The sequence below is a fragment of the Psychromonas sp. Urea-02u-13 genome, assembly GCF_002835995.1.
GTDB lineage: Bacteria > Pseudomonadota > Gammaproteobacteria > Enterobacterales > Psychromonadaceae > Psychromonas.
Map to the genome: position 1 here is coordinate 43,670 of NZ_PJBZ01000069.1, position 12,298 is coordinate 55,967.

Annotated in this window: 14 protein-coding genes and 2 pseudogenes; 15 read left to right on the top strand and 1 reads right to left on the bottom strand. The window is 38.8% G+C overall.

Going from position 1 to position 12,298, the window contains the following annotated elements:
- The first annotated feature begins 279 nt into the window (after window positions 1-279).
- From CXF74_RS13310 to CXF74_RS13370, 13 genes and pseudogenes are all read left to right on the top strand, one after another.
- Window positions 280-894, top strand: a complete 615-nt coding sequence (locus CXF74_RS13310; RefSeq protein ID WP_101082970.1) for a sigma-70 family RNA polymerase sigma factor — start codon at window positions 280-282, stop codon at window positions 892-894.
- Window positions 891-1,541 (top strand): ChrR family anti-sigma-E factor, encoded by a 651-nt coding sequence (locus tag CXF74_RS13315; RefSeq protein ID WP_101082972.1) that lies wholly within the window; start codon window positions 891-893, stop codon window positions 1,539-1,541. The genes CXF74_RS13310 and CXF74_RS13315 overlap by 4 nt, the downstream gene beginning before the upstream one ends.
- 36 nt (window positions 1,542-1,577) lie before the next feature.
- Complete coding sequence (locus CXF74_RS13320; RefSeq protein ID WP_101082974.1) at window positions 1,578-2,537, top strand: YbgA family protein; 960 nt, start codon at window positions 1,578-1,580, stop codon at window positions 2,535-2,537.
- Window positions 2,538-2,562: 25 nt separating this feature from the next.
- A complete protein-coding gene (gene phrB, locus CXF74_RS13325) occupies window positions 2,563-3,924 on the top strand; it encodes a deoxyribodipyrimidine photo-lyase (protein WP_101082976.1) in 1,362 nt (453 codons plus the stop codon).
- A 3-nt stretch (window positions 3,925-3,927) separates the two neighbouring features.
- Window positions 3,928-4,353, top strand: coding sequence for a nuclear transport factor 2 family protein (locus CXF74_RS13330; protein WP_101082978.1), 426 nt, complete (start codon window positions 3,928-3,930; stop codon window positions 4,351-4,353).
- On the top strand, window positions 4,350-5,102 hold the full coding sequence (locus CXF74_RS13335; RefSeq protein ID WP_101082981.1) for an SDR family NAD(P)-dependent oxidoreductase: 753 nt from the start codon (window positions 4,350-4,352) through the stop codon (window positions 5,100-5,102). The genes CXF74_RS13330 and CXF74_RS13335 overlap by 4 nt, the downstream gene beginning before the upstream one ends.
- Window positions 5,099-6,391, top strand: coding sequence for an NAD(P)/FAD-dependent oxidoreductase (locus tag CXF74_RS13340; protein WP_101082983.1), 1,293 nt, complete (start codon window positions 5,099-5,101; stop codon window positions 6,389-6,391). The genes CXF74_RS13335 and CXF74_RS13340 overlap by 4 nt, the downstream gene beginning before the upstream one ends.
- Window positions 6,388-7,179: a DUF1365 domain-containing protein gene (locus CXF74_RS13345; protein ID WP_101082985.1), complete on the top strand. Its 792-nt coding sequence runs from the start codon at window positions 6,388-6,390 to the stop codon at window positions 7,177-7,179. The genes CXF74_RS13340 and CXF74_RS13345 overlap by 4 nt, the downstream gene beginning before the upstream one ends.
- Window positions 7,180-7,191: 12 nt before the next feature.
- Window positions 7,192-8,436, top strand: a complete 1,245-nt coding sequence (locus CXF74_RS13350; RefSeq protein ID WP_101082987.1) for an SAM-dependent methyltransferase — start codon at window positions 7,192-7,194, stop codon at window positions 8,434-8,436.
- Complete coding sequence (locus CXF74_RS13355) at window positions 8,429-8,998, top strand: DUF2878 domain-containing protein (RefSeq protein WP_101082989.1); 570 nt, start codon at window positions 8,429-8,431, stop codon at window positions 8,996-8,998. Before CXF74_RS13350 ends, CXF74_RS13355 begins: the two co-directional genes overlap by 8 nt.
- Before the next feature lie 10 nt (window positions 8,999-9,008).
- Window positions 9,009-9,479 (top strand): hypothetical protein, encoded by a 471-nt coding sequence (locus CXF74_RS13360; RefSeq protein WP_101082991.1) that lies wholly within the window; start codon window positions 9,009-9,011, stop codon window positions 9,477-9,479.
- Between the two features lie 5 nt (window positions 9,480-9,484).
- A complete protein-coding gene (locus CXF74_RS23100; RefSeq protein WP_101083092.1) occupies window positions 9,485-9,580 on the top strand; it encodes a chalcone isomerase family protein in 96 nt (31 codons plus the stop codon).
- Between the two features lie 40 nt (window positions 9,581-9,620).
- Window positions 9,621-10,158, top strand: a pseudogene (locus CXF74_RS13370) (DUF3833 domain-containing protein).
- Between the two features lie 160 nt (window positions 10,159-10,318).
- On the opposite strand, the pseudogene CXF74_RS13375 reads toward CXF74_RS13370, so the two are convergent.
- Window positions 10,319-11,446: pseudogene (locus CXF74_RS13375) on the bottom strand (sodium/glutamate symporter).
- Window positions 11,447-11,614: 168 nt separating this feature from the next.
- Here CXF74_RS13375 and CXF74_RS13380 point away from each other — a divergent pair.
- Window positions 11,615-11,827 (top strand): hypothetical protein, encoded by a 213-nt coding sequence (locus tag CXF74_RS13380; protein ID WP_101082993.1) that lies wholly within the window; start codon window positions 11,615-11,617, stop codon window positions 11,825-11,827.
- Window positions 11,828-12,098: 271 nt separating this feature from the next.
- Window positions 12,099-12,227, top strand: a complete 129-nt coding sequence (locus CXF74_RS22880) for a hypothetical protein (RefSeq protein ID WP_269800774.1) — start codon at window positions 12,099-12,101, stop codon at window positions 12,225-12,227.
- The last annotated feature ends 71 nt before the right edge of the window (window positions 12,228-12,298 follow it).

Below are 12,298 nucleotides of genomic sequence, written 5' to 3' on the forward strand. Positions count from 1 at the left end.
CCCGTTAGTATTGAAGATGCAAAATTCAGCTCACGCTGAGCGGTGTCGGCTTTAGTGAAGATCAATCAATGGCGCAGTATTAATACAGATTATTTAGCTTATTACCTTATTACCTTTCAAGAGACACTAGTCTATTTCTTGCATTCCTATGTACTCTTCATTGTTTAATTTCTCTTTAGCGACTTACCTTCATTATTTTAAACTCAATAGTGATCCAAGATTCAATCTGCGCCGTATTCATTGAATAGGTGTCATCCATCAGGTACAAGGAATGCAGTAATGATTGAATTAATCGCTAACTCGACGGATAACATATTGAATAATCATACGATAAAGTTGTTAGATGAAGAGCAGCAACAAATAAATGATTGGTTAGACCTAGTGGCAAAGCAGCAAGACAAACGCGCTTTCTCACAATTATTTACCTTTTTTGCTCCCAGAATACGTAGCCACGGACTAAAGAAATTTAGGCAGGAGGCGCAAGCGATGGAATTAGTGCAAGAAACCATGATGCTAGTGTGGCGTAAAGCCTGCCAGTTTAATGCAGATAAAGGTAAAGCCAGCACCTGGATCTATACCATTATGCGTAACTATAGCTTTGATATGTTACGCAAAGTGCAAAGCAATAAAGAGGATCTGATCAGTGAAGACCTATGGCCGATGCTTGACGTAGAAGAAGATACTGATGAGCAAGACCATTTACAGTCACGACATCTATTAAGTTATATCAATACCCTACCTACACTTCAAAAACAGGTGGTTGAGGGGATTTATATTGAAGATAAAACACAGCAAGAGTTAGCCGATGAATTATCGGTACCCGTGGGCACGATTAAATCCAGGTTAAGACTCGCAATGATTAAATTACGCGACATGATGGAGGACAAATCATGATTAAATTTCATCCTAATAAAAAAATGTTAACGGCCTTTAGTGCCGGTGAGTTACCTCTGTCGTTATCAATTGCAGTGAGTGCACATATTGAATTGTGTGAAGAGTGTGCGCAGCAAGCGCAACAAGTTGAAGAAAGCCTATCACATGACACATGGCATGATGAGAGTTTAGAAAATGCTGATTTTGGTGACATGTTGCAATCAATTATGACTACATCCTTTGAACCACTAGAAACGGTTGTCAGAGCTCCTCATGCAAGGGTTCATATTGCGGGGAGAGACTACCAACTACCCACTGCATTTAGACAGTATCAAGATCTAAAATGGTCTGGTTTTGGCGCGATTAGTCGTGCTCGTATTGTTAATGATGAAAAGAATGTGCGTGCAAGTTTATTGCATATTGGTGAGGGCGGACGTATTCCCGAGCACAAACATAAAGGCTATGAACTCACGTTATTATTAGACGGCAGTTTTACTGATGAGTCTGGCACTTATGAAAAAGGCGACTTTATATTATTAGATGGCGATAAAAGTCATAGCCCTTATACAGAAAAAGGCTGTTTGTGTTACGCCGTGCAAGATGCACCACTGCATTTTATGAGCGGTGTCAGCAAAGTGTTAAATCCTTTAGGCAATTTAATTTATTAACGCATCAAAAATGACGTTGATAGGGGCAGGTAAATTATGCAAAAAACACCACATAATGGCATTAAAGTGGGTATTAGTAGCTGTTTATTAGGGGCGAAGGTGCGTTATGACGGCGGACATAAGCAAAGTAGATATTGCCAGAATGTATTGGCTGAATATTTTGACTTTCAACCTTTATGTCCTGAAATGGCGATTGGTTTAGGTACGCCACGTAAAACCATTCGATTAGTTAAAGATGAAGATATTATTCGTATTGTTGCCAGTGATGGCAGTTTTGATGTCACCGATGATATGAACAAGTACTCAAAAGAAGCCAGCTCAACGCTACACCATTTGAGCGGTTATATTCTCTGTGCTAAATCACCAAGCTGTGGAATGGAACGCGTTACGCTTTATCAGGCGGGTACCAATAATGGTCAACGTGATGGTGTCGGTTTGTTCGCAGCACAAATCATGAAAGATCACCCATTATTACCTATCGAAGAAGACGGGCGTTTAAACGACCCGTTATTACGTGATAACTTTATTACCCGTGTTTTTGCTTATCATCAGTGGAAATGTCTAATCGACAGTGGATTAACCTTAGCAAAATTGATCAGTTTTCATGCGCAACATAAGTACTTGTTGATGGCACATAATCCGGCTTTATATTACAAATTAGGGCCCATGTTAGGCGGTAATAGTGATAAAACAGTAGAGCAGATTGCCGATGAATATATTGTCCTATTTATGCAAGTGCTGGGCACATTACCAACACGTAAGAGCCACAGTAATACGCTTGCACACCTACAAGGTTACTTTAAAAGTCATTTAAACAGTGCGCAGCGCATTGATTTGGCGAGTAATATCGATAAATACCGTCAAGGCTTGTTACCTTTAATGGCGCCGTTAACACTGATAAATCATTATTTAGCTTTGTTCCCAGACCCGTATTTAGTGCAACAAGTGTACCTCCATCCACACCCTGAAGAATTAAAGCTACGTTACAGTCATTAACACTTAATGGTTTACAGGATTGCTAATGCAAATAGTTTGGTTTCGTAAAGATTTACGTATCCATGATAATCCAGCGTTAACCCTGGCCTGCCAAAACGGGCCTGTCACCGCGGTTTATTTCGTTACTCCCCTACAATGGCAACAGCATGATGTAGCGCCTATTCAGATAGATTTCATTGAAAAAAGCATTAATCAATTAGCCTATTCTTTAGCGACACTAGGTATTGAACTGATTGTTGAAACGGTTGATCTTTTTGATGATATTCCTGATGCGTTAGCGACGTTATGTAAAAAGCTAAACGCCTCTCAGGTATTCGCCAACAGTGAAGTAGAAGTCGATGAAATAAATCGAGATATTAAAGTACAGCAACAGGGCATTGATTTACAGATTTTTCAGGCTGATTGTATTCTTAATCCTGGTCAAGTACTGACCCAGCAAGGCACTATGTTTAAGGTGTTTACGCCATTTAAAATTAACTGGTTAAAACAAGTTCAGGCGCTAGATTTAAGCCCTTACTGCAAACCTGCGGCGCAAAATGCAGCAAGTGAAATCATCATACCGACAGCGTTCACTATCGATCGACCTAAAAAAGACAGTGCTTATTGGCTGGCATCAGAGGATGCCGCACAAACACATTTAGTCGATTTCTTAGATCAGTTTGTTGAGTATTATCACTTAAAGCGTGACTTCCCAGCTAAACAAGCCACATCTATGTTATCGCCTTATTTAGCCTTGGGTTTAATCAGTACAAAACAGTGTTTACATGCTTTGTTACTGAGATTCCCTGATGCCTTAGATAACGCAAAAAATGGCGTATCAACTTGGGTCAATGAGCTCGTCTGGCGTGAGTTTTACCGCCACATTATGGTGTTAAACCCTAACCTTGGTAAAGGGGATAACTATAATAAACTGGGCAATCAAATACAGTGGCAGAATGATCCCAAGCTGTTCAAAGCTTGGTGTGAAGGAAAAACCGGTTATCCGCTCGTTGATGCTGCCATGCAGCAATTAATTCAGACTGGCTGGATGCATAACCGCTTACGTATGGTCTGTGCGAGTTTTTTAACTAAACATCTATTAATTGATTGGCGTTGGGGGGAACGATTCTTTAAACAACACCTTATTGATGGTGATTTGGCGTCTAACAATGGCGGTTGGCAGTGGGCTGCTAGTACGGGGTGTGATGCACAACCTTACTTTAGAATTTTTAATCCTATTATTCAGAGTCAAAAGTTTGATCCAAATGGTCAGTTCATCAGTATATATAATCAAGCGTTGGCACATTTGAGTGACAAACAGATTCACTTCCCGGTGAACCCGATTGTTGAGCATAAGGTGGCGCGATTAACCGCGTTACAATTATTTTCAGTGCTGAAAAAGGGATAAATAATGAACTCACCATTGTTAACGGATTTTTGTCGAATTTATCAAGGCTTAGAGAGTGGCAATCTTCAGCAGTTAAAAGACGTGTATAGCCCGAAAATTGAGTTTGTTGATGCAGTGGACTCATTACAGGGCATTGATGCGCTGATTGAGTATTTTCAACATCTTTATGAAAACATGAAATATTGCCGTTTTATTATTGAAAATATTATCGAAGAAAACGGCCAAGCCTGCCTGATATGGCGCATGGAATATGCACACCATAAAATTAATTCGGGCAAGATGATCACCGTCGATGGCAGTTCATTTTTAAGGTTTTCTGACAAAATAGATTATCACCGTGATTATGTTGATATGGGGCAGATGTTATACGAGCACTTACCTGTGGTTGGCAGGGTGATTAAAGGTATTAAAAACAGGGTGAAATCATGAAACCTAACCAAGACGGCCGTCCTCAACAAAAAACACTACTGTTAACTGGCGCGGCATCCGGTATTGGTGAAGCGTTATGCGCGCAATATCTTGCATTAGGCTGGAAAGTGATTGCCTGTGGACGTAACCCTGAAAAATTGGCGCTATTAGCCACCAAAGAAAACATTCAAACCCTGCAATTAGATTTAAACGAATCGCAACAAGTATTGGATAACTTTGCACACCTTGAAGGTTTAGATTTAGTCATTTTAAATGCCGGAAGCTGCGAATACATTGATGATGTAAAACACTTTGACGGCAAACTCTTTGAAAGGGTGATTAATACTAACCTCATTTCCATTGGTTACTGTTTACAGGCGCTGTTACCTAAAATGGCTGCCGGTTCACAACTCGCCTTAGTGGGGTCGAGTGCCAGCTTTTTACCTTTCTCTCGTGCGCAAGCTTATGGCGCAAGTAAAGCGGGCATTGCTTATTTAGCGAGTAGTTTAGCGATAGATCTAAAACAGTCTGATATCGATGTGAGTCTAATTAGACCCGGCTTTGTTAAAACCCCACTGACGGATAAAAATGACTTCAATATGCCGATGCGTATTACTAGTGAGCAAGCCGCTACTTATATTGTACAAGGTTTACAAAAACGCCAATTTGATATTCATTTCCCAAAAAAATTCACCTTGATCTTAAAAGCCATCGCTTTTTTACCAGAGCGTTTATGGCGTTCGTTTAGTGCGAGGACATTACAAAAATGACAGATTCAAGCAGTAAAAACAAAAAGAAAATCGCAATTATTGGGACGGGAATTTCCGGTTTAACCTGTGCTTATTTACTTAATAAAGAACACGATATTAGTGTATTTGAAGCTGGCGATTATATTGGTGGCCATACGGCAACCAAGGAAGTCGATTTTCAAGGGCAACAATGGCAAATAGACACGGGTTTTATTGTGTTTAATGACAGAACCTACCCTAATTTTGAAAAATTACTTAAAAAGCTAGGTGTTGACAGATTAGCCACTGAAATGAGTTTTAGTGTAAGCAACCAAGATACGGGTCTTGAATACAGTGGTAGCGGTTTAAATGGATTGTTTGCACAACGCTCCAATATATTTAATGTAAAATTTCTCTGTTTAATCAAAGATATTTTACGTTTTAATAAACTGTGTAAAACCTTGTGGGCCGCTAAACAAGTGAACAGTGAGCAAAACCTCGGTGAGTTTTTAACGCACCATGGTTTTAGTGACTATTTTGCCAATCATTATATTTTACCGATGGGGGCTGCCATTTGGTCCACTAGTTTGACCGAGATGAAAGCCTTTCCTTTATACTTTTTCATTCGTTTCTTTTATAACCATGGTTTGTTAAGTGTTTTTAATCGTCCGCAATGGTACGTAATTTCCGGTGGCTCAAAACAATATATTATTCCGTTAATTGAAAGCTTCAGTGGCAAAATTCACTTAAATTCGCCTGTAACAGCAGTGAAACGCTTAAAAGAAGGTGTTGAACTACAAATTAACAACGCGGGAAGTCAGGGGGAATGGCAGTACTTTGATGAGGTGGTACTCGCCTGTCACAGTGACCAAGCACAAAAGATGCTAGTGGATATTACAGATCAAGAAAAATCGGTGTTAGGGGGTCTTAAATACCAAAAAAATGAAGTGGTGATGCATCATGATGAAAGCTTATTACCTGCTCAAAAAGGCGCTTGGGCTGCCTGGAATTATCATTTAAATAGCGATAATTTACGCCCTGCAGCATTAACCTATAACATGAATATATTACAAAACTTACCCGCGCATGCGCCCACTTTTTGTATCACTTTAAATCAGACCGCATTAATTGATAAACAGAAAATACTGTCGGTATACCATTATGATCATCCGGTATTTAATGCCAGTAGTTTAGCTTCGCAACAAAAACGTAGCGAGATTTGCGGTAAAAACAATACTCACTTTGCAGGCGCTTATTGGTATAACGGCTTCCATGAAGATGGCGTGAACAGCGCGTTAGATGTATGTAAACGTTTTGGCATCTCGTTATGACATCGATACAAGAGAGTGTTTCACAGGTTAGTGCATTAAAGTCTGGTATCTATAAAGGCTGGGTAGGGCACCGACGCTTTAGCCCTAAAAAACACAGTTTTAAATACCAGATGTTTTTACTTGCGATTGATCTTGATGAATTGCAACAAATAAGCGAGATAGGACCTTGGTTTAAAAGTAATAAATTAGCCCCCTTGAGTTTTAAAAGTAGTGATTATTTAAGTCATCAATCACAACTTTCTAAAGCAGATGTCTGGCATAAAATAGAAAGCTTAGGGGCAACACAAGCACCACATCGGGTAATGTTCATCGGCCAGTTACGCTGTTTTGGACTGTATTTTAGCCCCATTAATTTATATTACTGCTTTGATGAAAACGATGCTTTGTTATCGATGTTAGCGGAAGTCAGTAATACCCCTTGGAACGAACGACACTACTATTTAATTCCCGTTAATCAGCAAGCTGAAAAAAATAACCCCCAAAAACTGATCTCTGAGAAGGCTTTCCACGTATCCCCTTTTATGGACTTAAATATGCAATATCAATGGTTAATAAAAAAACCTGATGAGCAGTTGAAGCTACGTATTGAAAACACCCATTTAACGTCCGGCGAAAAGCTCTTTGATGCCAATTTAAACATGACAAGAATGGATTTTACCAATCAAAATTTAAGACGATGTATTGCCAGCATCCCAATGATGACATTAAAAACATTGTGGGGAATCTATTGGCAAGCGATGAAGTTATTTATTAAAGGTGTGCCTTATGTGGCGCATGAAAAAAAATAAAGGGATAAGCGAATGCCATTAGAAAATATACAGGCTGTTGAAGCGTCACAAGATGTGCACCTATTTGATAAAACAGCTAAAAAAATATTGATTAAGCTACTCAGCAATCTAACAAAAAGCCATTTAACGCTAGTGGACAGTGATCAATCAATGTTATTAGGTGATAAAAATGCATCGCTTAAAGCCGTGGTGTTTATCAATAACCCTAAAACCTACAAACGTATTTTATTAGGAGGGTCCATTGCTGCTGGTGAATCTTATATTGATGGCTGGTGGACAAGTCCAGATTTAACTAAAGTAATACAAGTATTGAGCCGTGAACAGGGCATTCTTGAGGGGTTAGAAAAGTCTTTCACTAAAATATTGTCGTTGCCTAAATGGATTTATCATAAAGCACGTAAAAACACTAAAGAAGGGGCTAAAAAGAACATTCTTGCACATTACGATCTGGGCAACGATATGTACAAAACTTTCTTAGACAAAGAAATGGTGTATTCCAGTGCTATTTACCCACATGCAGAGGCTACTCTAGATGAAGCTCAGTTGCATAAGCTGGATCTGATTTGCCAACGCTTGGATCTTAAACCCGGTGAAAGCGTATTAGAAATCGGTACAGGATGGGGGGCTTTAGCTATTTATGCCGTGCAGCATTATGGCGTTCATGTCACCACAACGACGATTTCCGATGCACAGTTTGAATATGCAAAAGCACGAGTTGAGTCTTTAGGCTTAAACGATGAAATTACTTTATTAAGCAAAGATTACCGTGAACTGGAAGGTCAATATGACAAATTAGTCTCAATCGAAATGATTGAAGCGGTAGGGCATGAGTATCTTGCGAGTTTCTTTGAAACCTGTAATAAACACCTTAAACCAAACGGAAAAATGTTGATTCAGGCGATTACCATTGCTGATCAACGTTACGATGAATACCGCAAAGGTGTCGATTTTATACAGCGTTATATTTTCCCGGGTGGCTGCTTACCGTCTATTAATATCATGGCTGATAATGTGACAAACAAAACCGATATGGTGATCACGGGATTACATGATATCGGGCAAGATTACGCCAAAACATTAAAGCATTGGTTTGAGCGTTTTGAGGCTGATCTGCCTAACATTAAAAAAATGGGTTATGGCGATGATTTCATTCGTTTATGGCAATTTTATTTATGTTATTGCGAAGGTGCCTTTTTAGAGCGCATGACCAGTACGGTTCATCTTATTGCTGCTAAACCCGGTTACAGAGATGATTAAGGCAATCGTTAAATCGGTCGTTAAGCCAATTGTTAAGCCGATTGTTAAGCCAATGTTTAATTTAAGCCCACGTGCGTTTATGGTGTTTAACTTTTTGAGCTTTCAATCTGCCTGGTTTGTTGCGGTTACACTGCAGCAACAGGGGATTTTAATTTTAATCACCCTTTTGATCTGTCACTTCTTAATGAGTCGTTATCGAGTGCGTGATTTTTATAGCGTATTTTTTATTACGCTGCTGGGATCCTTGGTTGATTTAATTTGTGCTTTTACAGGGCTATTTTTGTTTGATGACGGGCATCTTTTACCGCTGTGGTTATTACTGCTTTGGGCTAATTTTGCGCTAACGTTTCATTATAGTATGGGCTGGTTAATGCGCAGTCCATTGGTAGTGCAGGCGATCTTGGGTGGTGTTTCTGGTAGCTTAAGTTATTTTAGTGCCTATAAACTTGGCGCCGTTGATTATGCTTTTACAACTGAATTAACTATTTTTGCTTTAGTCGTGATCTGGTCTGTCACATTACCCGTATACGTATTTATAGCATCAACTATACAAGGTAAATGAGGGAAATATTATGAACGTAAAATACGCTTTATTTCATCTCAATGCAAAGTATAACAAAAGCCATTCTGGCCTTACTAGGCTGATTAAAATGTTACAATCAATGCTGTTTTTAGTGACTTTATTGTTTAGCTTATCGGCTCAAGCAAGATTACCACATCAATTAGAAAAAGTAGGTAATGGCACGATGTCGTGGATGTTTCTAGATATTTACCATGCCTCTTTATTTACACGAGATGGTGATTATTCATCGACTGTGTACCCACAAGTATTAACGCTTAATTATTTAAAAAACATTAACAAAAAACGATTAGTTAATGCCACCAAAGAGCAGTGGATATTGCAAGGTTTTGAAGATGCAAAAATGAAGGGGTGGTTACAGTCCTTACAAAAAATTTGGCCTGATATCAAAAGTGGTGACAGCTTAACCTTCTATGTGAGTGAAAATAAAAAAGGTTTTTCTATCACAATAAAACATTATTAGGTGGCATTAATAGTGAAGATTTTTCAGATGCCTTTTTAGCGATTTGGCTATCAGATAAAACATCACAGCCAAAGTTACGTCGACAGTTACTGGGTTTGTAGTGTTGTAATTAGAAAGTCATAGGAATGAAAAAATGAAAAAATGAAAAATTTAAGCAAAAAAATCAAACCTCTGTTGATATTGTTTAGCCTATTTATCATCACTGCTTGTAGTAGCCCCAATATTAATGATTACAGTAATAGCGCGCCTGATTTTGATGTAATGAATTATTTTAGTGGCGAATTAGAAGCCAAAGGGGTGGTCATTAATCGTAGTGGTTTAGTGACGAGACGATTTAGCGTAAAAATGCTCGGTACGCTTGAGGGAAATAAACTAACGCTTGAAGAGTGGTTTATTTTTGATGACGGAGAGAAAACCGAGCGTACTTGGGTGATTAGTCAACTCAGTGAGGGTCAATATACTGGCCGTGCGGGTGATATCGTAGGCACGGCAGAGGGGGAAAGTCAGGGCATTACGCTGGCATTATGAAATGGATTTAACGGTAGAGGGGAGCACTTATCGCGTTTTATTTGATGACTGGTTATACCTTATCGATGAAAGCCATGTGATTAATCGTAGTGTTATCAAAAAGTGGGGTTTAGAAGTGGGTGAAGTTATATTATCAATACAAAAAATATAAAATAAAAAGTAGCGATAATACTTCAGTTAAAAGGCCTTAGTGGAAACACTAGGGCCTTTTTTTATCTGTTCACTCTTATTGATTCACTAAAGAGCATTAACCTCTTAACCTCTTAACCTCTTAACCTTTTAACCTCTTAACCTCTTAACCTTTTAACCTCTTAACCGATAAAGGCAATGTATCCCTGTAAGATAACAAGGTTAGTAATATCGATGAAAAAAGCGCCAACAATTGGCACGACCATAAAGGCTTGCGGTGAAGGACCGTTACGTGAGACCAGTGCGCCCATGTTCATTACCGCGGTGGGTGTTGCACCCATACCAAACCCACCGTGACCACCGTCCATTACGGCTGCATCGTAGGTACTTCCCATAAGACGGAAAGTAATAAAGTAGGTAAACAGGCCCAGTACAAGGGTTTGGCAAAGTAGGATGATTAATAACGGTATCGCTAAATCAAAAATCTCCCATAACTTCAAACTCATTAATGCCATCGATAAAAACAGCGCTAAAGAGACGGTGCCTAAAATATCAACGGTTTCTGCATTTACTTTGTAAAGCTTGATCGACTCCGTCACGTTAGTGATTACTACGCCGATGAATGACGCATAAACAGGGTTTCCGTTGTTTTTTTGGCGGTGACTCGGTCTTCTTCTAATTGGTTATAAGTGACGAGTTCTGGGTGTGTATCGTGATAATTTTCCCCTTTACCAAATTCTGATTCAAGGTTGTTTTTATTGATTAATTGCTGTGCAACGGGGCCACCGATGAGGCCACCCATGACTAAACCAAAGGTCGCAGCAGCCATGGCAAACTCTAATGTTTGTAAACCATAATCATCATTAAAGGTTTGTGCCCAAGCTGCCCCCGTACCATGCCCGATAAAGTAATAGAGCCTGCAATCAAGCCTAATAAGGGATCTAATCCTAACGCAGTGGCGAGTGCCACACCGACACCATTTTGAATGACGATATAAAAACTCACGATACCTAAAAAACAAATACTTTTTTACCGCCTTGGGCTAATAATTTGAAGCTTGCTGCGAGTCCAATGGTACTAAAAAAGAGCAACATAAAGGTTTCTTGAAGGGGAAGATTAAAGTTAACTGTGATGCCATTTTGATATAAAACGGTAATTAATATCGCAATTGCTAGACCGCCTAGAATCGGTTCTGGAATGTTGAACTTAGCTGATTTTGGGCTCAGGGAGTTAATTAATCGGCCAATAAACAACACTAAAATCGCAGTGATTAAAGATTCTGTTACACCAATATCAATGATAGTTTGCATAGTTTTTCCAAGTTAAAGTGCTTGAATTGCTGTCGCAATAAAATGATTTATGATGCGCTAAATCGCCAATGTTTGCAAAATTTGCAAAATTTGCAAAATTTGCAACATTGGTATCAATTATGCAAATTTTTTAAAGCATAGGTTAAGTTGTCGAATGAGGAGAATATTATGTTAAAAAACAGTAACGTTCATCAAATCGACCGCGTTGTTATTGCAACGATTGGTTTATTGAGCATTTTAAGTGAAGGTTGGTTGTCCGATGGTCTACTCATGGCCTCAATGTTACTGTGGTTATGGTTGCCCGAGTGGGAAGCAAAATTATTGCTATTGTTTAAAATATACGTCAATAAAAAGCGTAATAAGTCGGAAAAAGTGAATTAATATTCACATTTAACTTGCCTTTAAGTGACTGATGTTGCTGTTTTGTGTGTTTTATGTTCCCTTTTGTCATTCATTTGACATAAAAAAAAGATGGTTTTGTAATGTTTAGCTGAAGTTTTGACCACCCCGCCTAGTGTAACAAGCGATTAACATCTTCCTGCCCCTGCTTAAAATAAGAAAATTGGATTTTATGCATCTAAAACGTTAGAATACGGCCAAAATTACGCCTGTGTTACGCTTGTTATGTAGGTTTATTTCGATGGAATAGTGTATGAGCCCTGTACTTATAGGGATGCTGTGCGCCTTGTTTATTGATGGGAATGCTGATGATTTGGAGGTTTTACCTCTGAAAAATTTACTTTCCAATAACAAAACTAAAAATGAAACGCCTGTTTTTTAATTTATTCACTAAATAAGATAATGCACTTCGAAAACATTAGAACTGAAATAGTAGTACAAATTGCTATTATT

Bases quoted from the DNA above. Each gene is read 5' to 3' on its own strand.
- CXF74_RS22880 (WP_269800774.1), top strand. From the start codon at position 12,099: ATGAGCCCTGTACTTATAGGGATGCTGTGCGCCTTGTTTATTGATGGG.
- CXF74_RS13380 (WP_101082993.1), top strand. From the start codon at position 11,615: ATGTTAAAAAACAGTAACGTTCATCAAATCGACCGCGTTGTTATTGCA.
- CXF74_RS13340 (WP_101082983.1), top strand. From the start codon at position 5,099: ATGACAGATTCAAGCAGTAAAAACAAAAAGAAAATCGCAATTATTGGG.
- CXF74_RS13360 (WP_101082991.1), top strand. From the start codon at position 9,009: ATGAACGTAAAATACGCTTTATTTCATCTCAATGCAAAGTATAACAAA.
- CXF74_RS13345 (WP_101082985.1), top strand. From the start codon at position 6,388: ATGACATCGATACAAGAGAGTGTTTCACAGGTTAGTGCATTAAAGTCT.
- CXF74_RS13335 (WP_101082981.1), top strand. From the start codon at position 4,350: ATGAAACCTAACCAAGACGGCCGTCCTCAACAAAAAACACTACTGTTA.
- CXF74_RS13310 (WP_101082970.1), top strand. From the start codon at position 280: ATGATTGAATTAATCGCTAACTCGACGGATAACATATTGAATAATCAT.
- CXF74_RS13320 (WP_101082974.1), top strand. From the start codon at position 1,578: ATGCAAAAAACACCACATAATGGCATTAAAGTGGGTATTAGTAGCTGT.
- CXF74_RS13315 (WP_101082972.1), top strand. From the start codon at position 891: ATGATTAAATTTCATCCTAATAAAAAAATGTTAACGGCCTTTAGTGCC.
- CXF74_RS13355 (WP_101082989.1), top strand. From the start codon at position 8,429: ATGATTAAGGCAATCGTTAAATCGGTCGTTAAGCCAATTGTTAAGCCG.
- CXF74_RS13330 (WP_101082978.1), top strand. From the start codon at position 3,928: ATGAACTCACCATTGTTAACGGATTTTTGTCGAATTTATCAAGGCTTA.
- CXF74_RS13350 (WP_101082987.1), top strand. From the start codon at position 7,192: ATGCCATTAGAAAATATACAGGCTGTTGAAGCGTCACAAGATGTGCAC.
- phrB (WP_101082976.1), top strand. From the start codon at position 2,563: ATGCAAATAGTTTGGTTTCGTAAAGATTTACGTATCCATGATAATCCA.